Genomic DNA, 20,352 nt, shown 5'->3' with positions numbered 1-20,352 from the left:
ACCGGAAGTCTATGTCGCGGTCGGCATTTCGGGCGCGATCCAGCACCTTGCGGGGATGAAGGACAGCAAGACCATCATCGCCATCAACAAGGACGAAGACGCGCCGATCTTCCAGGTCGCCGACATCGGCCTCGTTGCGGACCTGTTCACCGCCGTTCCCGAGCTGGTTTCCAAGCTCTGAGATCGCGTAGGGCGCGCAGAACCTCCGTTCACATCCGTCACCCGGGGCGGAGCCCGGGGTGACGGATGTGGAGCGAATGGTTTGTCCATGAAAAAAGGCCTCGCCGGGAACGGCGGGGCCTTTTTGCGTTCAGGTGGCGGGGCGCCAGGGGTCGATGTGGGACATCATGCCGAGGACGCGATGGCGGGCGCGGACGACTTCCTCGGTTTTCTGGACGATGGTATGTCCCGCTTCGACGGTGATGTGGGCGTCGATCTCGATATGAACATCGACCATCAGCATGTCGCCCATCTTGCGCGTACGCAGGTCGTGGCAGCCACGCACGCCGGGGGCGGCAAGGATCGTCGCGCGGATCGCTTCGACTTCATCGTCGTCGGCCGACTGGTCCATCAGGTCGTGCAGGGCTTCCCAGCCGAATTCCCAACCCATTTTCAGGACCATCGCTCCGACCAGCAGTGCCGCGACCGGGTCGAGGAAGGGATAGCCCATCAGGTTTCCCGCGATCCCGCATCCCACCACCAGCGACGAGGCCGCGTCGGACCGCGCGTGCCAGGCATTGGCGACCAGCATTCCCGATTTCACCCGCTTTGCAACGGCGAGCATGTAGCGGAACAGCCCTTCCTTTGCGACGAGTGCGACGCCTGCAACGTAGAGCGCGGCGACATGGACTTTCCCGATGGCTTCGTGATGTTCGATCTTGTCGACCGCATTCCACAGCATGCCGATGCCGACGCCTGCCAGCAGGAGGCCGAGCGCGAGGGATGCGGCGTTCTCGAACCGGTGGTGGCCATAGGGATGGCGTTCGTCGGCTTCGGCCTTGGAATGGGCCGAAACGAACAGCACGAGGAAGTCGGCGACAAGATCGGACAGCGAATGGATGCCATCCGCGATCAGGCCTGAGGACCCCGAGACAAAACCGATCACAACCTGCAGCGCGGAGAGAGTCGTGTTGACCGCGACGCTGACCCAAGTGCTGCGCGAGGCGGCGCGAGCCTTGGTCTGCGCGTCGAACTCCTCGTCTTCCATGTCCATTGCGGGGTCGTAACCGTGCATCGTCGCGTCCTTGTTTCCTCGCTCTCCCATGCGCCGCGAAGATGAACGGCGAACGACAGCTGGTTCAGATCGTACCAAGCGACAGATGCTAGATTTGTCGAGCGAAAACCGCTGGGGATTGAAGGGAGTTTATCATGCGCAAGGTTCTGGCTGGGGCTGTCATGCTGGCAACGGTCTGTTTGGGCAGCGCGGCACAGGCGCAGGAATGGGGCATTCGGCTGGAATACGGACAGCCCGGTTATGGTCCGGGATATGGCCGTCCGGCGCCGGTCGACTGGCATGGGGACTGGCGGGGCGACTGGCGTGGGCGCAACGACATGGTCTGCTCGGGCCAGCGCGCAGGGATGCTGGAACAGCGGCTGCGGCATGAAGTCGATGAAGGCGATATCGATCCGGGTACCGCCGGACGCATGCATGAAAACATCGACCGGCTCGAAGATCGCCAGCGGCACGAATGCGCCGAAGGCGACTGGGATTCGGTCAGCCGGATCGCCGGACGTTACGACGAGATCGAAGGCTGGATGAACGCCGAAGCCCGTCGCTCGCACTGGCGCGGCGGCTGGTGAGCGCCGATCACGATTGCGTCAGAAGTGCAACGGCCCAGGCCGACGCGATCATCAGCGCCTGAGCCGGGACAACGCGTGCCGCAAACGCACGCGTCCCGGCGGTTGCGGAAAACAGCATCTTGGCAAGTGTGCTGGTGGTGCAGGCAATGAGGATCGGCACGACTGCCTCCACAGGGGTGATCGTGCCGTCGCTTACTTGCGAGGCGACTGCGATCGCCGCCGCATGGACATCGAGAACCCCGCCGATGGCGGAGGCCGCCGCGAGCCCCATGCCGCTGAACCATGTGCGCAAGGCTGCGGCAGCGACGAGCATGAGTGCGAGCATGGCGGCAAAGGTCAGGGCCATGACGAGATTGAACGAGCGGCTGAATTTCGGCGGTTCGGCGGTGGTCCGGTGCCACGCTTGCGCTGTAAACAAGGCGCCGGCCACAAGTGCCGCCAGTGCAGCCGCCCCGACAGGAGCGATGGTTGCAACAAAGGCGCGGTGGTCGGTGACCTCGATCACGACAGCCATCTGCACATATGTCGCGACCGTCGAGAGGATCGCGGCCGCGGCCCCGGCGATCAGCGAGCCCGGATTGGCGCGGACCCATGCGCCCATGGCGCCGATCGTTGCCGAGCTGGAAATGAAACCGGATGCAAGGCCCAGGACCGGAACGCCCAGCTTTGCGCCGAGCAGGCGGGTCGCGACTTCGCCCAGGGCATTGATGCCCAGGATCATGATCACGACCAGCCAGATCGAATGGGGATTGAGCGCGCCGAACGGTCCCATCTGCCGATCCGGCAGCATCGGCAGGATGATCAGCGTTGCCCCTGCAATCAACAGGACATCGGTGACTTCGCCTGCCGTGACGGTCTGTCCCACGAAGCGGTGAAGCGGATCGCGTGCGGCCAGAACGATCGCGATCAGTACGGCCAGAGCCCCGGCCGCAAGGGGCTGCACAATGGCGAGCGCGCCGAGTAGCGTTGTTGCGATCAGGGCGATTTCGGTGGTGATTCCCTGATCACGCGACGTCCTGCGACGCATGGCGCTGACGAGTGCCAGAGTGGTGACGCAGGCCACGGCGAGCCCGGCCATCCACATCTGCGGCATCGCGGCGGCCCCTGCGCCGAGCAGGGCCGCGACCGTGAACGTGCGCAGCCCCGCCGTTGCCGGGCGCTGGGCCTTTCGCCGTTCCCGCTCGGCTCCGATCAGGAGCCCGATCCCCAGCGCGACCAGCATATGTTGGAAAAGAGCGGTGTCCGGCATGGTCAACCCGATCGACGAAGGCCTGTTGGTGGGCGGAAGGCGTTAGGGGGCAAGGGGGATCGACAGCCGGGCGTCCAGTCCGCCTGTCGGTGGCGTGACCAGTTCGAAGGCGATGTCGTAGACTTCGGCAATGTCGCGGGCAATGGCAAGGCCGAGCCCGGATCCGGGGCGGGTTTCATCATAGCGGACGCCGATGGCGCAGGCTCCGTCGATCTGTTCCGGGGTCATGCCCGGCCCGTCGTCGGCGATTCCAATGGTGCAATGGGTCGGCGTTGTCGAGATCGTGACGAGAATGCGGGCCCGGGACCATTTCCCCGCATTGTCGAGCAGGATCGAGAGCAATTCGGACAAGTCCGACGGATCGACCGCGACGCGGACCGAGAGGCCCGGCGGATGGTGCAGCACATACGTCCTGTCGCGATGCAGCTTGTGCATCGCGCTCAGCAGCGGAAGGAAAATCGAGGGAACCGGGCTGGCGTGGCCTGATGTCTTGGCCATCGCGGCCGATCGGGCGCGGGCCAGATGGAACTCGATCTGCTGGGCCATGGCCTCGCTCTGGTGCAGCAGGTTGCGTCCTGGTTCCTGCGTCGCGGGATTGGCGGCGAGGTGCTCGGCTTCGTCGATGATCACGGCGAGCGGCGTGCGCAGGCTGTGGGCAAGGTTCCCGGCCTGAACCCGGGCGCGTTCAATGATGGCCTGGTTTTCGACGATATAGGCATTGAGGTCATCGACCAGCGGGCTGATTTCAGTGGGGAAGGGGCCTTGCAGGGGTTCGCGCCGTCCGCTGCGCAGTTCCGCGACGGCAAGGCCGAGGCGATTGAGCGGCTTCAGCACGAATGCGATGGCCAGAACCCCGGTGCCGATGAGCGCGACGGCAAGCGCGAGCAACCAGAGCGACAGTTCGATCGTGAAATGAGCGATGGATTCGTCGAGATAGCGTTTGTCGGTCGCGATCACGTAATGGATGACGCGCCCGTCCGGCGTCAGGCGCGTGAAGCCATAAGTGATGGCAGGGCCCGTCGGACCGCGATCGACCATGTGGATCACTTGCGGGGAATGCGCGACATTGTCGTCGAGCGCACCGTGCAACATCGAGGCCGAGCGCAGCGTATCGCCCTTGTCGACGGTGACCTGCCAATAGAACCCCGACATCGGTTCGAGATAGCGCGGGTCGGAGAGCGGTCGCGAAAGCGCAATGTGCCCGTCGGGGGCAACCGCGACGAGCCCGGCCAGTTCGCGCACATGACCATAGAGTTCGTCATGATATTGCAGTTCGATATGCTTGATGAACACGCGGGTGGCCGAATACCAGATCCCGCCGATGCCCAGTGCCACCCACAGGAGAATGGCGAAGAGGAAGCGCAGCCGCAGGCTGGATGCGGGACCGGAAGACATCGCGGTCATGCCAGCAACCTGTAGCCGAAGCCGCGCAGGGTTTCGATCCGCTCGCTGCCGATCTTGCGGCGCAGACGACCGATGAGCACTTCGACCGCGTTGGCCTGTCGTTCGCTGTCGAGGTCGTAGAGGTGGTCCATGATTTCGCTCTGGCTCAACGGTTTTCCGGCATGGCGCAGGAACAGGTGAAGGAGGCGGAATTCCATGCGCGACAGCGCCAGTTCCTCGCCTTCCAACTCGGCTTTCTTGTCCGCCGGATTGAGCCGCAAAGCGCCTTTTTCGATCCAGGCGTCGGCCGCGCCCTGCTGACGGCGCCAGACCGCGTGGAGGCGGGCGAGCAATTCTTCGAAGCGCACCGGTTTCACCACGAAATCGTCGGCTCCGGCATTCAATCCTTCGACCTTGTCCTGCCAGCTTCCTCGGGCGGTGAGAATGATGACCGGGCATGCGATCCGGCGCGCGCGCCAGTATCGCAGGAGATCCATGCCCGAGCCATCGGGCAGATTAAGGTCGAGAATGACCGCCCCGATCTTGTCGAGGTCGGGCCATGCCTCGCCTTCGGCGCGGTTCGTGGCGACATCCACGGCAAAACCGGCCCCGCGCAGGCGTTCGCCAAGGCGCGAGGCCAATTGGACATCGTCTTCGACAAGCAGCAACCGCACAGCACGATCCTCTCTTTTGCGGGGCAAGCATACACTGACAAACTGACAGGTTGCTGTCAGCTTGCCCCTGTATGGCCGGGACTCATGAAAAGCCCCGCCCTTTCCGTCCGTCTGGCCGTTCCGCTCTGCGTGGCGTTGGCCGCTCTTTCCGCTTGTGGCAAGCAGGCGGCAACCGATGCGGCGGCTCCGGCCGAAGCGACCAAGGGTGACGGGACCATCGCGCTGACCGCTGCGCAAGTGGCCAATCTGGGGATCGGGACCGAAGCGGCCCGGGTTGCGGATGCGACGCCGGTCGGGACTGTGCCGGGCGTCGTATCATTGCCGCCCGATGCGCGCGTGGCGGTCACCACGCCTTATGCCGGAACGGTGGTCAAGGTCGCGGTCATTCAAGGGCAGGACGTGCGGCAGGGCGACGTACTGGCCGTGGTCCGCGCGAGCGAAGCGGTGCAATACGGCGCCGCGCTCGCCCGGTCGCAGGCCGAATTGCCGGTCGCGTCGGCCAATGCCGCCCGCATGAACCAGCTGGCACGCGAGGGGATCATCGCTCCTGCACGGGCGGACGAAGCCCGCGCGGCCTTGCGCGCAACCGAAGCGACCGTTGCGGAAAATCGCCGCCTTCTGGCGATCGGCAGCGCGGGGCGTGACGGCACGATCACATTGCGGGCACCGATTTCGGGACGCGTCGCGAGTGTCACGGTCGATACCGGGGCGCCGGTCGGGAACGGCGCGGCGCCGTTCATCGTCGAGAACGTCGCGGCCTTGCGGCTCGATCTGCAAGTGCCCGAGCGCCTCGCGGGGCAAGTGCGGCAGGGCATGACGATCCATGTCGAACAGGACGGTCGCGTGGTTGAGGGCACGGTCCTGTCGGTCGCGCAATCGCTCGACCCGATGACCCGCTCGCTGGCGGCCAAGGCTAGCCTGCCTGCGGGCAGCGGTTTCGTTCCGGGCAAGGGCGTCATGGTCACGATCGCGGGTCCCGCCCATGGCGGCGGCGTGTCGGTGCCAGCCTCGTCGGTGGCACATATCGAAAGCGGGGACATCGTCTTCGTGCGCGAGGTCAAGGGCTTTCGCCCGGTCAAGGTCACGGTTGCCGGGCAGATCGGCGATCGCACGTTCCTGACGTCCGGGCTGGCGGCGGGGGCGGTCGTCGCGACATCGGGTGTCGCCGAGCTCAAGTCCATGAGCCAGGGGCAGTAAGGCCATGTTGCGCAAACTGGTCGAACGCGCGCTCGCGTGGCGCATCGCGATCATCGGGCTGGCACTGGTTCTGGCGGGGCTCGGCGTGTGGTCCTACATGAACCTGCCGATCGATGCCTTTCCCGACATTTCCTCGACGCAGGTCAAGATCATCCTGAAAGCCCCGGGCATGACGCCCGAGGAAGTCGAAAGCCGGGTGATCGCTCCGGTCGAGCAGGAAATGCTGGGCATTCCGCACCAGACGGTGCTGCGTTCGGCGGCGAAATACGCGATTGCCGACATCACGATCAATTTCGACGACACCACCGACGTCTACTGGGCGCGCAATCAGGTCAACGAGCGCCTGTCGGGCGTCATGGGCAATCTGCCTTCGACGGTGTCGGGCGGGATGGCGCCGATCTCGACGCCGCTGTCGGACATGTACATGTTCACGCTGGAAGGGCCGCAGAGCCTTGCCGAAAAGCGGCGTGTGCTTGACTGGGTTATCCGTCCCGCCTTGCGTACCGTGCCGGGCGTGGCCGACGTCAATTCGCTCGGCGGCATGGTCGAAACCTTTGAAGTGGCGCCCGATGCCAATGCACTGGCTGCGGCCGGGCTGACAGTTGCGGACCTTTCCTCCGCGATCAATGCCGGGAACCGCAATGACGGTGCGGGGCGCCTTGCCACCGGCGAAGAAGCGCTGATCGTCCGGGCGACCGGCGCGATCCGCAATCTCGACGATCTGTCGGCGGTCGTTGTCCGTTCCGGGCCGACGGGCGTGGTGCGCGTGGGTGACGTTGCGACCGTGCGGGTCGGATCGCTGACCCGCTATGGCGCGGTGACGCGCAACGGCACGGGCGAGGCGGTCGAAGGGCTGGTCATCGCGCTTCGCGGGGCGGACGCGTCGAAAGTCGTTGCGGGCGTCAAGGCGCGGCTCGACGAGATCGCCCCGACCCTGCCGACCGGCATGAAGGCCAATGTCTTTTACGACCGTTCCGATCTGATCGAACGAGCGGTCGGAACGGTCGAAGAGGCGCTGATCGAGGCGACGGTGCTGGTCGTCGTGCTGTTGCTTTTGTTCCTGGGGGACGTGCGGGCGTCGGTCATCGTCGCGCTTGCCTTGCCGATGGCCTCGTTGCTCACCTTCATCTTCATGAAATCGATCGGGCTTACCGCCAATCTGATGAGCCTTGGCGGGCTGGCCATCGCGGTCGGCATGCTTGTCGACGGGGCGGTAGTCGTCGTCGAGAACGTGGTCGAGCGTCTGTCCGATCCCACTCACGCGCGCGCGAGCAAGCTTGCCAATGTCTTTGTCGCGGCAGCCGAAGTCGCGACTCCGGTCGCAAGCGGCATGGCGATCATTGCGCTCGTGTTCCTGCCGCTGCTCACCCTCGAAGGGCTCGAAGGCAAGCTGTTCTCGCCGGTTGCACTCACGATCGTCCTTGCCCTGCTGTCAGCGCTGGCATTGGCGCTGACTTTGATCCCGGTGCTCTCGTTCTATGTGTTGAAAGTGAAAGCTGACGAGCATGGCGGGCACCACGAACCTTGGCTCATGCGCAAGCTCTCGCCGAAATATGCCGCGCTTCTGAACGGTGCGTTCGCGCGCAAGGGGATCGTTTTTTCGCTGGCGGGCGTGTCGCTGGTGCTGACGGTCTTTGCCTATACGGTCACGGGCAAGACGTTCCTGCCGACGATGGACGAAGGCAGCGTCATCGTGCAGTTGACCAAGGCGCCGTCGATTTCGCTCTCGCACAGCCTTGCCGACGATCAGAAAGTCGAGAAGACGATCTTGGGCAAAGTTCCTGAAGTGACCGATGTCATCGCGCGCACCGGATCGGACGAACTCGGGCTCGATCCCATGGGCCTCAATGAAACCGACAGCTTCCTCAAACTCAAACCGCGCGCGGAATGGCGGGTGGGGGACAAGGAATGGGTCGTCGACCAGATCCGCAAGGCGCTGGCCGGTCTTCCCGGGATCCAGACGAGCTATACCCAGCCCATTGAAATGCGCATTTCGGAAATGCTGACCGGCGCGCGCGGCGATCTTGCGATCAGGATCTTCGGGTCGGATAACGCCGAACTGGCGCGCATCGCCGCGCAGATCCAGGGCCGCCTGAAAGCCATTCCCGGCACCAGCGAGGCGCTGACCATGGCCAACGATCGGGTTGATTATCTCCAGGTCGACATCGATCGCATTGCGGCCGGCCGTGCGGGCATGCCCATCGACCAGTTGCAGGACGCCATGCGTGCACAGATCGAGGGCGTTCGCACCGGTGTTGTGGCGCAAGGCCTGCGCCGGGTTCCGATCGTCATTCGCGGCAACGGCGGCGATAGCGGGCAGACCCCGCAGGCCTTCGCCGATCAGGTCTATCGCTCTCCCAGCGGCCAGATCGTGCGGGCAAGCGATGTTGCCAAGGTCGAACGTATCGACGGCCCGGTGAAGATCGAGCACGAAAACGGCTCGCGCTTTGCGATGGTGCAGGCGTTCGTCTCGGGGCGTGATCTTGTCGGCTATGTCGATCAGGCCAAGGCCGACATTCAGGCGCATGTGAAGCTGCCGCAGGGCTATCGTATCGTCTGGGGTGGTCAGTTTGAGAACCAGCAACGTGCCTCGGCCCGGTTGGCGATGGTCCTGCCGATCTCGCTCCTGATGATTTTCGTGGTGCTCTATGCGACGTTGTCGAGTGCGCGCGCTTCGCTGCTCATTCTCGTCAACATTCCCTTCGCGCTCGTCGGGGGCATGATTTCATTGGCGATTTCGGGCGAATACCTTTCGGTTCCCGCGTCGGTCGGGTTCATCGCGCTGCTCGGGATCGCGGTGCTCAACGGTCTCGTCATGGTCAGCTATTTCCGGCAATTGCGCGAACACGGGATGCCGTTGGCCGAAGCGGTCCGGCACGGCGCGCAACGGCGCCTGCGTCCGGTGCTGATGACGGCGAGCATTGCCGCGTTCGGTTTGGTGCCCTTGCTGTTCGCGACCGGGCCGGGATCGGAAATCCAGAAGCCGCTGGCCATTGTCGTGATCGGCGGTCTGATCACCTCGACCCTGCTGACGCTGATCCTGCTGCCGATCCTTTATGAAAAGTTCGGCGAAAACCCGGCCGAGCGAGCCGCCGGCGATCGGGAGGCTACCCATGCGTAAGGCTTTTTCCAGCGCTCTCGCGCTCACGCTGGCATTGGCGACGGGATCGGCGCTGGCTGCACAGGACATGCCCGAAGCCGGTTTGCCGTCGAAGGCCGACGTTCTGGCCGCGCTCGACGCGCATCCCACGGTCGAGGCCGCCAATGCACGTACCGACGCCGCGCGGGCAGACGCGCGGGCGCTGTCGCGCGGGCCGCACGAATTCATTGTGACCGGCGGTTATGCCAGCCGGACCGTCAACGACGGGACCGGCGTCGCCAATGGGCGCTTCGACGAATTCGAGGCGCAAGTAACGCGGCCCATCCGCCTTCCGGGCAAGGCGACGCTCGATCGCCGCATCGGCGCGCAAGGCGTCACTTATGCCCAGAACATGGCCGAGGATGCGCGGCATCAGACTGCGCTGCTCCTCGCGCAGTCGTGGTGGGACTGGCTCGGGGCCGCGTCGGAGGCGACGGTCGATCGACAGGCGGTCGAAAACTATCGCGCCGTGCTCGCCAGCGTGAAGCGCCGCGCCGCGTTGCGCGATGCCTCTGCTCTCGAAGAGGATCAGGCCAATGCCGCGCTGGGGACGGCACAGGCCCAGGCCGAGCGCAGTTCCGGGCGCGAAACCGTTGCTCGCGCGCGGCTGTTTGCACAGTTTCCGGGGTTTCCGTTGCCTGCCGCCGCGCCGGATGTGCCCGCGCCGCATATTCCCGATGGCGGCCTTGCCCCGATGCGGCAGCGCATTCTTGGCCGCAGTCACGAACTGGCCGCGGCCGAGGCGCTGGTCGGGCGGGCCGATGCACAGGCCGCACGGGCGCGCAAGGAACGGACCGGCGACCCTTCGTTCGGATTTCGCCTGTTTTCGGAAAAGGGCGGCATGGAAAAGGGCGGCGGCGTCTTGTTCTCGATGCCGTTTGGGGGAGGCTATCGTTCGGCCCTTGCCGACAAGGCGGGAGCCGAGGCCAGTGCGGCGCAGGCCGATTTGCAGGCAGTGCGGCGCAACATTGCCGAGACGGCCGATGCCGACCTTGCCGATGCGCAGACGTCCTATTCGGCGTGGCAACAGGCGCGTGGTGCTCTCGATGCACAAGTCGCCGCCTTGCAGAAGACGCGGCGCGGGCAGCAACTGGGCGAAATCGGCCTTTCCGATGTCCTGCTTGCCGAACGCATGGTCCACGAAGCGTTCCGCACCGAAGCGACGGCACGAACCGACGCCATGAGGGCCCTGACCAAGATCCGCATCGACAGCCACGAATTGTGGATCGGCGACGACGACGACAAGGAACCGGCCAAACCGGCGGAAGATCAGCCGCCCGCGAATTGAATGGCGTTGCCCGCTTTTGCTCTTATGCTTCGCTGACATAGAGTTCGCGGAGGCAGTCATGAAAGTGGGCATTGTCGGGGCCGGGCTGGTCGGATCGGCAGCGGGCTATGCGATTGCCCTGCTAGGGGCGGCTTCGGACGTGGTCTTCGTCGATCGCAACCCGGCTCTTGCACTCGCGCAGGCCGAGGACGTTGCCCATGCGGTGCCGTTTGTCGGGTCGTGCCGGGTCAGCGCGGGAGACTATGCAGCGCTGTCCGGGGCAGGGGTCGTCATCCTGGCGGCCGGGGTTCCGCAGAAACCGGGTGAAAGCCGTCTCAGCCTGCTGTCCCGCAATGCCGAAGTCTTTGCCGACGTGATTGCGCAAGTTCGTGCGGCGGCGCCCGAGGCTTTGCTGGTCGTGGCGTCGAACCCGGTGGATATCATGACCGGTGTCGCGCAACGCTGTTCCGGGCTGGAAGCAGGGCGGGTCATCGGCTCGGGCACCATTCTCGATACGGCCCGGTTCCGCAGCATGGTGTCAGACCATCTCGGCGTGGCGGTGCAGTCGATCCATGCCGCGGTTCTGGGCGAACATGGCGACAGCGAAGTGCTGGCGTGGTCTTCGGCGCATGTCGGGGGCGAGCCGCTGGATTTGTGCGCAAGGGAACTGGGCACGCCGATCACGGCGGAGGTTCGCGCGCGGATCGATGAAGGTGTGCGGCGGGCTGCCTATCGCATCATCGATGGCAAGGGGGCGACCTGGTACGGCATCGGGGCTGGGCTTGCCCGGATCGTACAGGCCATTCGCGATGATCAGCGTGCAGTCCTGACGGTTTCGGTCCGCACGCCTCATGTCGAAGGCATCGAGGATGTGGTGCTCAGCCTGCCGCGCGTTGTCGGGGCGTCCGGGGTGTCGGCGACGGTCCTGCCGGACATCGCCGCCGACGAGCGCGCAGCCTTGCGAAGATCAGCGGAAATCCTGAAGGAAACCGCCGGTTCCCTCTGGTAGGAAAACCGGGGTTTTCCCGTTTTTCGTCATTGATTTTCGCCAAGGACGAACGGGGCCGAATCTGCCATTGAAATGCTTGTTCGATCCCGCCCGGTTCGGAACGGGTGAGGGGGGATCGTCACGAGTTGTCATCGGCGCGCGGGGTGGACGGGGCTTTCAGGTCCTACCCTAAATCCGGGGGGATGTGCCGCCTGACGGGCGATGGAGCCTCCCCATCGCCCGTCAGTGACATTCCGCTTGCGGCAACATGGAAAACGCGGTCTTTTCCTCGAGCGGAAGGCCAAGGTGAAAGCCTTGCCCCATGTCGCATCCCATCGCGGTCAGAGCTGCCTGCTGGTCGGTCGTTTCGATCCCTTCGGCAACGACGTTGAGATCGAGATTGATCGCAAGGTCGAGAATCGTGTGGACGATTTTCCGGCTCTTGGGCTGGTCGAGCGCGGCGATGAATGAGCGGTCGATCTTGATCGTGTCGAACGGCAGCGAATGAAGGTAGGACAGCGAGGAATATCCGGTCCCGAAATCATCGAGACCCGTGCGGACGCCGATCCCGCGACATTCCTCGAGAACCCGGCGCGTGCGGTCCGCATCGAGGATCGCGACCCCTTCGGTGACTTCCAATTTCAGGCAGTGCGGGGGAACCCCGGTGTCCTCGATGACCTTGCGCAGATAGGCGACGAAGTCGCTCTGGAGGAACTGCTGCGGCGCGATGTTGACGGCAATGAAGGGGAGGTCGTCCGAGCGGCATCGGGCATGGAGACGCGCCATCGCCTGACAGGCTTCGTGCAGGACCCAGTCGCCTATGAAGACGATCAGGCCGGTTTCCTCGGCCGTGGGGATGAATTCATAAGGCAGGACCAGCCCGCGTTCGGGGTGCTTCCAGCGGACAAGCGCCTCGAACCCCTTGATCTCGCGCGATGTGAGGTCGAGGATCGGTTGATAGTGGAGCACGAACTGCTTTTCGCGAATGGCTTCGCGGATTTCCCGTTCGAGTGCCATGCGGAGGCGGACCGATTTGCCAAGCGTGCAGGTGAACACGACCGTATGGCCGTGGCCTGACGATTTCGCCTGATACATGGCGAGATCGGCGTCCCGCTGGACTTCGTCATAATCGTGGTAGGATGCGTTGCTGAGGGCAATGCCGATCGAGGCGCTGATCGTGATTTCGTCCCGTCCGACTTCGAACGGCATCGACACTTCGGCAAGAATGCGTTCGGCAATGGCGAGCGGGATGGCAGGCGTGTTCACGCCTTCGAGCAGGACCACGAATTCGTCGCCGCCGGTCCGGGCGAGAGTGCCCTTGGCATCCTTGCCTATATCGACAAGGGCCTCGTTCATGGCGTCGCGCAGGCGGGCCGCCGCTGCGACCAGTATGCAATCGCCTGCGTGATGGCCGAGCTTGTCGTTCACCGCCTTGAACCCGTCGAGATCGATGACCATGACGCCCAACCCCTTGCCGGTGGCGGGCAGACGGGCAAAGGCGCTGCTCGCCCGCTCGTGTAGCAGGACCCGGTTCGGCAGCGTCGTCAGCGCGTCATGAAGCGCGTCGTGGAGCAGCGCCGCGCGCGACCGGACCCGCTCGACAACTCGGCTCAATTGTATCCCGATTTGCGCGATGGTTTCCGACATGGCCTCGGACGGCGACACCGCGTCATGGGAGAAGAACTCGCAGACCGCGAAGACTTCGCTGTTGGCGATCACCGGAAAGGCACAAGCCGAGATCACCCCGCATTGGGTGGCAAGGTCCCGGCGCAGGAACTCCGGCTCGGCGCGCATGTCGTCAATCCAGTGCATGCGTCCGTCGGCAAGGACGCGTCCGGGAAGACATGTTCCGCGCGGAAAGCGGGCGTTCCGTGAATAGTCGACGAAGGGCATCCAGCCGACAGGGGCTGCGAGATGCCAGCAATCGCATGCGACGACGTCTCGCCCGCCTTGCACCAGATAGGCATTGCCGAAATCCCAGCCCATCTCGACACAGATTTCGGTGATGGCAAAGGCAAGTGCCTCGCGGATTTCGTCCGCATGGTTCGCGCGATCAGTGATGCGTTGCAGCAAGGCGAGATGGCGGCGGCTTTCACGAAGCTCGCGTAGTCCGTTTTCAGCGATTTCTTCGGCTTCCCGTCGCGCCTTGCGTTCCCGGAGGAGCTGGCGTTCCAGTCGTTCTATCCGGGTGCCGTCATCAACGGTCTCGAAGATCGGTGGCTGGGGGATGGGTTCGAATTTCACGATTGCAAGCACCGGATTTGTCGGGAACGGGCATGGGGCACCGTTCCCGCGACGCCGCAGGGAGCGGCGGGGAAGGCCGCTGACGGAGTGAAACCAAGACCTTTCATGCCGGGGGCTTTCAAGCGCGGGGGGCGTGTTCAGCTGCTGCCGGACGCGGGTTCGGGTCTGCCACATCGGGTTTGGAACAGCCTTAACGGCGCGTAGCGTAACAACCCGCAAGGCGTGGAACTTCATGTTAACTACGCCTCGCTAGCACAATAGTGCGGCAGTCGTCTGCCATCGTCCGGCGGGGTGCGCGATCCCGGCGGGGGGATGCTGCAACGGCGGTTTTCCGGGGGTGTTCCAGTGCTGCGCATCTATTCCTGCACGGTCGAACATCATCAGCTTGCCCTCGTCGTCCTGGCTGCGCTGATCTGTCTTGCCAGTGCCGTTACCGGAATGCTGCTGATGCGCCGTGCGCTGGTCGTAGGGGATCGGCGGTGGATCATGGGGGCCGGGGGCGCGACCGGGTTCGGCCTGTGGTCGACGCATTTCGTGGCACTGATGGGGTATCGTCCCGATCTGCCCGCGACCTATCGTCTGATGCCCACAATCGTTTCGCTTGGCCTTGCTATCATGACAGTCACTGCGGGTCTGTGGCTGGCTGCCCGATACCGGGGGCGCGGAGCCTCGACGTTGGGCGCTCTGGTCGTCGGATGCGGTGTGTCGGCCATGCACTATGTGGGTGTCGAGGCTCTGGCGCTGCCCGCCACGATCCGCTTTGAACCCGATCTCCTGGCGCTGTCGGTCGTTCTGGGCGTGGCTCCGCTCGAACCGGCCCTGCGGCTGATGCGTGCGCAGCGACGGATCGAACTCTCTTGCATCCTGCTTTTCCTCGGGGTGGTCATGCTCCACTTCACGGGCATGGCCGCGATCGTGCTGATCCCTTCGCGCATGGACGATGCGGGGCGCACGCTGTTGTCGGCCCAGACGATGTCGACGCTGACCGGCGTGGCGGCGACGTTGGTCATTCTGATCTGTCTGGGCGCTCTCGCCCTCGCTCGGCGCACCGACGCGCTGTTGCGCGCCGGCGAGCATCAGTTTTCCATTCTGGCGCGCAACATTTCCGATTGCGCGCTTTACATGCTGACCCCCGACGGGCGGGTCGCGAACTGGAACACGGGCGCCGAACGCCTGAAAGGCTATGTCGAGGGGGAAGTCGTCGGACAGCCTTTCGAGATTTTCTATACGCCTGAAGATCGCGCGCAGGGAACGCCCGCCATGGTTCTCGCCCATGCGGCGCGGGAAGGGTTGTACCGAGGCGAGGGGTGGCGTTGCCGCAAGGACGGGACGCGTTTCTGGGCCCACGTCACGCTCGAACAGATCCATGACGACGATGGCCGCATTGCCGGTTTCGCCAAGATCACCCGGGACATGACCCGTTTGAAGGAGGATCAGGATCGTCTGGCCGCGATGAAGGCCCAGCGAGATACCGCGCTCGGCAACATGCTGCACGGGCTCGCGCTTTTCGATGCTTCGGGACGTCTGGTCCTGTCCAATTCGCGCCTTGCCGAATTGTGGGACATTGCCGGGGCAAGGGTCGTTCCGGGGATTTCGCTCGTCTCACTCGTCGCGCTGATGGTCGAGGGATGCGAAGGCGTCGATCGCGCCTTTGTCGCAACGATGCTGCAACAGGCGATCATGGCTCCGCCCGAGAATCCCAGCCAGTCGGTCATCGTCGAATGCGGCGATGACTTCATCGTTTCGGTATCAAGCCGGCGGCTGGAGGACGGCGGCTGGGTCGCGACGTTTTCCGATGTCACCGAACGGCGCCGGGACGAGGCACGCATTGCCCATCTTGTCCTTCACGATCTCCTGACCGGTTTGCCCAATCGGGAGAATTTCAAGATCTGGGCCGTCGGCGAAATGGAACTGGCGGCCCAGCGGGACATGCAGTTCGCTGTTGTCGCGATCAATCTCGACGGGCTGCGGGTGGTCAACGACACCCATGGTCAAGCTTTCGGCGATCATGTCATTCGTGAACTCGGCGCCCGGTTCAAGGCCGTTTGCGGCAAGGGCGAGCGGATCGCGCGCCTTGGCAGCGACGATTTCGTCGCCGGGAAAATGGTCGGCGACGAAGCGGCCCTGTGGGCGTTCATCGACCGTCTGAAAGCCTGTTTCCAGACCCCGATCGAGGAGCAGGGGCTCTCGGTCGATGTTTCGGCTTGCATGGGGGTCGCGATATTCCCCCGGCATGGCGGTGATCCGAACACGATCTTCAACAACGCCGATCTCGCGCTCCATCGTGCCAAGGACAGCCTTGGACAGGATCTGTGCCTGTTCGACCCGGCGATGGACGAGGACAAGCGCAGTCGCCGTCAATTGGCTGTCGATCTGCGGGGCGCGGTCGAACGCGGGGAAATGCGCCTGTTGTTCCAGCCGCAGCATTCGCTCAAGAGCGGAGCGCTTATCGGTTACGAGGCGCTGGCGCGCTGGCACCATCCGGTTCGCGGGGTCGTCAGTCCGGACATCTTCATCCCGATTGCTGAAGAGACCGGCGAAATCTTTGCCATCGGCGAATGGGTCCTGAGCGAAGCGGCAAGAGTGGCGATCCACTGGCCGAGCCATCTCAAGGTGGCGGTCAACCTGTCCCCGGTCCAGTTCCAGCAGGGCGATCTCCTGCAACGGCTCATTGCGGTCGTTCTCGACGCCGGGGTGTCGACGCGACAGATCGAGTTCGAGATCACCGAAAGCGCGATCATTGCCGACAGAACCAAGGCGCTCTATATCCTGCGCCGGATCAAGGCCTTGGGCATTTCCATCGCGATCGACGATTTCGGGACCGGGCATTCCTCGCTCGACACCCTGCATGCCTTTCCCTTTGACAAGATCAAGATCGATCGGTTCTTCCTGCGTCAGGCGGCCACCAGTTCACAGGCCGTCGCGATCGTCCGGGCGGTGCTGGCGCTGGGCAAGAGCCTCGACATTCCGGTTCTGGCCGAAGGGATCGAAACCGAAGAGCAGATTGCCTTCCTCGTCGCGGAAGGATGTGAACAGGGGCAGGGCTATTATTACGGACGGCCCCAGAACGCCCCCAGTCGCGAGGATCTTGGGCGGGCATTTCCGCCGCCGACCATAGAAGGGATCGCTGGTGCGGGCCAATGAACAACGCCGATCTGCAAGGTCGGCTGATCGATTTCATTCCACTCCATTCTGCCTTTGAAGGTCTTTACAAGTTGTCTTCGACCGGCAAGCAAGATGGACGTCTGCGGCACAGTATCCCGCCGCCAAACCAGGAGAATTCGATGACCGAACCGCAGCCTGTAACGAACGGGCCTGCCAAAAGCGGGGGGGCGTCGATACCACTGGCGACGGCGTTGTTTCATGACGGGGCGTGGCATCGCAACATCATGCTTTGGCTGGCCTTGCTTGCCATTGTGGCGGCGATTGGCGGTCTTGCGGTCGATCCGTCGATGGCCTGGGCGGCTCTTCTGGCGGTGAGTACGGCGGTGCTTGTCGTGGTGCTGATCGATCTGGGGCAGGTCCGCCACAGCTTGCGACGCAATTTTCCCGGGTCGGCGCGGTTCCGCTGGCTGTTCGAAAGCCTGCGCCCATTCTCCCGCGCCTATCTGGTCGAAGGCGATCTCGACGGTCGTCCCTTCAGCCACGAGGATCGCAATCTCGTCTATGCCCGCGCCCATGGGATGACCGATGCGCATCCTTTCGGCACCGAACTCGACGTCTATTCGGGTGAGTATGAATGGCTTGCCCATTCGATTGTGCCCAATCCCGACGCTGACCCCGCCATGCGGGTGGCGGTCGGCTCGAACCAGTGCAAGCAGCCCTATTCGGCCTCGCGCCTCAACGTTTCGGCGATGAGCTTCGGCGCCTTGGGTGCGCGCGCGATCGAGTCGCTCAATCTCGGCGCGAAAATGGCGGGGTGCTATCACGACACCGGCGAAGGCTCGATGTCGGCCTATCACTTGAAGCACGGAGGCGATGTCGTCTGGCAGGTCGCCTCGGGCTATTTCGGCTGTCGCGACCGGCAGGGGCGGTTCGATCCGGTTATGTTTGCCGACCATGCCGCGCATCCTTCGGTCAAGATGATCGAGATCAAGCTCAGCCAGGGGGCAAAGCCGGGCCACGGCGGCGTTCTTCCTGCGGCCAAGGTCACGCCCGAGATCGCGGATACGCGCGGGGTTGCCCTTGGTGAGGATTGCATTTCCCCGCCGCGCCACAGTGCCTTTTCGACGCCGCGCGAGCTTATGGAATTTGCCGGAAAGCTGCGGGACCTGTCGGGCGGCAAGCCGGTCGGGATCAAGCTGTGCATCGGCATGCCGCACGAGATTTTCGCGATTGCCAAGGCGATGCTGGCGACCGGCATCATGCTCGATTTCGTGGTGATCGACGGGGCCGAGGGCGGCACCGGCGCCGCGCCGCAGGAATTGTCCGATCGCGTTGGCATGCCGTTGCGCGAAGGTCTGGTGATCGCCCGTAATGCGCTGGTCGGGGCTGGGCTGAAAGGCGAAGTGCGGCTGGCCGCGAGCGGCAAGGTCACGTCGGGCGCGGGGATCGCGATCAATGCGGCCTTGGGCGCGGACTGGTGCAATGCCGCGCGTGCCTTCATGTTCTCGCTCGGCTGCATCCAGTCGCTCAAGTGCCACACCGGACGCTGCCCGACCGGCATCGCCACCCAGTCGGCAGCCCGCCAGCGTGGCATCGTCGTCGATGAAAAGGCCGAGCGCGTGGCCCGGTTCCATGCGACCACGATGAAAGCCCTGCACGAAATCATCGTCGCGACCGGGCTCGACAGTCCGTCGGATTTGCGCCCCTCGCACTTGCGGCAGCGGATCAACGTTGCCGAAATGCGGCAGTTTGACGAGATCCATCACTTCGCCCGTCCCGGCGAACTGATCGCCGGAAGCCAGGATCCCATTCTGGCGCGGTGGTGGAATGCCGCCAGTGCCGAGACGTTCCGCCGTGTCGACGGAGACCGTCTCAGCCCGGTGTGATACCAACCCGCGATGAGTTTCTTTCATCGCAGGTTGGCAAAGGCCGCGCGCCGTCTGAGCGCCTATTTCGCGGTGACGCCCAGCACGGCGAGTGTCAGCGTTTCGATCCCGGTGCGGATGGCGACATCGTGTGTGGGCGCAAAAAAAGGCGAATGGTTGACCGGCACCGGCTTGCCCTCGGCCTTGAAGCGGTCGAACGCAGCCTGATCGTATCCGCCGATGGAGAAATAGACCGAGCGGGTCATCCCGGCATTGACCAGTTCGGAATAGTCTTCGCTTGCGGTCCAGCCGGGTGCGGTTTCGGGGATCAGGACGACCTTGTCGGCACCGAGTGCGGTCTTGAGCAAGGCCGCCGACGATGCGGCAAGCGCCGGATCGTTGACGATCGGGCTGGCGGTGAAGGTGTGGCGAATGTCGGGCGCAGGGGCATGGGCCATTTCCGCGACGGCCCGTGCCGTCGTTTCGACGCCGTCGTTCATGACCCTGCGCACGTCGGGGTCGTAGGACCGCAGTGTCAGTTGCAGGTCGGCATGGTCGGGAATGATGTTCGACACGCTGCCCGCGTGAAACGATCCGACGGTGACGACGCCGAATTTCCACGGGTCCTTCTGTCGGGCGATGACGCTTTGCACGTCGGTCACGAAATGGGCGCCTTCGACAATGGGGTCGATCCCCTTGTCCGGCATCGACCCGTGCGCGCCTACGCCCTTGAACGTGATCAGGATGGTATCGACCGCCGAGGTCGTCGGGCCCTGTTTGACATGGACGGTCCCGGCCAGCGTGGGATCGACGTGGGCCGAAAATCCGTAGTCGGGCTTGGGAAAGCGCGTGAACAATCCGTCCTTGAGCATGGCTTTCGCGCCTGACACCTCTTCCTCGGCGGGTTGGCCGATGAAGACGAGCGTTCCTTGCCAACGGTCCTTCATCGCGACGAGGGCGCTTGCCGTGCCGATCCACCAGGTCATGTGATTATCGTGGCCGCAGGCGTGGGTGACGAACGTCGGCTTTCCGTCCTCACCTTTCTGTTGCGCGCGGCTGGCATAGGAGAGGCCGGTCTTTTCCTCGATCGGAAGCCCGTCGAGTTCGGTCCGGACAAGGACAGTGGGGCCCGTGCCGTTGTGATAGACTGCGACCACCCCGGTCTTTCCGACATGTTCGGTGACGGTAAAGCCAAGCTTGCGCATGCGCGCAGCCAGCAGCGCTGCGCTGCGTTCCTCCTGGAACGCGAGTTCGGGGTGGCTGTGCAAATCGACGTAAAGCGCGTCGAGATCCTTCCATTCGCGGTCGACGATCGCGTCGACGTCGGCTTTGGTCGCTGCCGGTTGTGCAGCGAGTGCCGGAGCGGATGTCGCGAGGGCCACTCCCGCGACCGACGCCATGATCGACAGGGCGAATGTTTTCATCGTGATCTCCGCAAGTT

At 64.1% G+C, this 20,352-nt stretch carries 14 protein-coding genes; 8 read left to right on the top strand and 6 right to left on the bottom strand.

Annotation, left to right across the window (positions count from 1 at the left end):
- Positions 1 to 181 (top strand): FAD-binding protein (locus Y88_RS18865; protein ID WP_198133325.1); only part of this gene is annotated, 181 nt, incomplete at its 5' end.
- Between the two features lie 129 nt (positions 182 to 310).
- Here the strand turns inward: Y88_RS18865 and Y88_RS05595 are convergent.
- The gene (locus Y88_RS05595) at positions 311 to 1,234 is read right to left on the bottom strand and encodes a cation diffusion facilitator family transporter (RefSeq protein ID WP_026167014.1); all 924 of its coding nucleotides are present in this window, start codon (positions 1,232 to 1,234) and stop codon (positions 311 to 313) included.
- 134 nt (positions 1,235 to 1,368) lie between these two features.
- Here Y88_RS05595 and Y88_RS05590 point away from each other — a divergent pair, with 134 nt between their 5' ends.
- Positions 1,369 to 1,800 (top strand): hypothetical protein, encoded by a 432-nt coding sequence (locus Y88_RS05590; RefSeq protein ID WP_008067059.1) that lies wholly within the window; start codon positions 1,369 to 1,371, stop codon positions 1,798 to 1,800.
- A 7-nt stretch (positions 1,801 to 1,807) separates the two neighbouring features.
- On the opposite strand, the gene Y88_RS05585 is transcribed toward Y88_RS05590, so the two are convergent.
- From Y88_RS05585 to Y88_RS05575, 3 genes are all read right to left on the bottom strand, one after another.
- On the bottom strand, positions 1,808 to 3,022 hold the full coding sequence (locus Y88_RS05585; RefSeq protein WP_008067057.1) for an MgtC/SapB family protein: 1,215 nt from the start codon (positions 3,020 to 3,022) through the stop codon (positions 1,808 to 1,810).
- Positions 3,023 to 3,091: 69 nt separating this feature from the next.
- A complete protein-coding gene (locus Y88_RS05580) occupies positions 3,092 to 4,453 on the bottom strand; it encodes a sensor histidine kinase (RefSeq protein ID WP_008067056.1) in 1,362 nt (453 codons plus the stop codon).
- Entirely contained in the window at positions 4,450 to 5,106 is a 657-nt protein-coding gene (locus tag Y88_RS05575; RefSeq protein ID WP_008067054.1) for a response regulator, read from the bottom strand. Before Y88_RS05575 ends, Y88_RS05580 begins: the two co-directional genes overlap by 4 nt.
- Positions 5,107 to 5,190: 84 nt before the next feature.
- On the opposite strand from Y88_RS05575, the gene Y88_RS05570 reads away from it, so the two are divergent.
- The 4 genes from Y88_RS05570 to Y88_RS05555 are packed head-to-tail and all read left to right on the top strand — an operon-like array spanning position 5,191 to position 11,718.
- On the top strand, positions 5,191 to 6,303 hold the full coding sequence (locus tag Y88_RS05570) for an efflux RND transporter periplasmic adaptor subunit (protein WP_008067052.1): 1,113 nt from the start codon (positions 5,191 to 5,193) through the stop codon (positions 6,301 to 6,303).
- Between the two features lie 4 nt (positions 6,304 to 6,307).
- Positions 6,308 to 9,424 (top strand): efflux RND transporter permease subunit, encoded by a 3,117-nt coding sequence (locus Y88_RS05565; protein WP_008067050.1) that lies wholly within the window; start codon positions 6,308 to 6,310, stop codon positions 9,422 to 9,424.
- On the top strand, positions 9,417 to 10,730 hold the full coding sequence (locus tag Y88_RS05560; protein WP_008067049.1) for a TolC family protein: 1,314 nt from the start codon (positions 9,417 to 9,419) through the stop codon (positions 10,728 to 10,730). The genes Y88_RS05565 and Y88_RS05560 overlap by 8 nt, the downstream gene beginning before the upstream one ends.
- Before the next feature lie 58 nt (positions 10,731 to 10,788).
- Positions 10,789 to 11,718, top strand: coding sequence for an L-lactate dehydrogenase (locus Y88_RS05555; RefSeq protein WP_008067048.1), 930 nt, complete (start codon positions 10,789 to 10,791; stop codon positions 11,716 to 11,718).
- A 222-nt stretch (positions 11,719 to 11,940) separates the two neighbouring features.
- Here the strand turns inward: Y88_RS05555 and Y88_RS05550 are convergent, their stop codons facing one another.
- Complete coding sequence (locus Y88_RS05550) at positions 11,941 to 13,941, bottom strand: putative bifunctional diguanylate cyclase/phosphodiesterase (RefSeq protein WP_232280928.1); 2,001 nt, start codon at positions 13,939 to 13,941, stop codon at positions 11,941 to 11,943.
- A 291-nt stretch (positions 13,942 to 14,232) separates the two neighbouring features.
- On the opposite strand from Y88_RS05550, the gene Y88_RS05545 reads away from it, so the two are divergent.
- Together Y88_RS05545 and Y88_RS05540 are read left to right on the top strand one after the other, a co-directional pair.
- Positions 14,233 to 17,085: a bifunctional diguanylate cyclase/phosphodiesterase gene (locus Y88_RS05545; protein WP_008067046.1), complete on the top strand. Its 2,853-nt coding sequence runs from the start codon at positions 14,233 to 14,235 to the stop codon at positions 17,083 to 17,085.
- Between the two features lie 140 nt (positions 17,086 to 17,225).
- A complete protein-coding gene (locus Y88_RS05540) occupies positions 17,226 to 18,932 on the top strand; it encodes an FMN-binding glutamate synthase family protein (RefSeq protein ID WP_408637183.1) in 1,707 nt (568 codons plus the stop codon).
- Positions 18,933 to 18,994: 62 nt separating this feature from the next.
- Here Y88_RS05540 and Y88_RS05535 read toward each other — a convergent pair whose 3' ends face one another.
- The gene (locus tag Y88_RS05535; protein ID WP_008067044.1) at positions 18,995 to 20,335 is read right to left on the bottom strand and encodes an amidohydrolase; all 1,341 of its coding nucleotides are present in this window, start codon (positions 20,333 to 20,335) and stop codon (positions 18,995 to 18,997) included.
- Positions 20,336 to 20,352: the final 17 nt, after the last annotated feature.

Origin of the sequence: Novosphingobium nitrogenifigens DSM 19370 (genome assembly GCF_000192575.1) — a bacterium.
GTDB classification, from domain to species: Bacteria; Pseudomonadota; Alphaproteobacteria; order Sphingomonadales; family Sphingomonadaceae; genus Novosphingobium; species Novosphingobium nitrogenifigens.
Note: the sequence above shows the minus strand (reverse complement) of the source record. Positions and strands in the feature narration are given on the sequence as shown.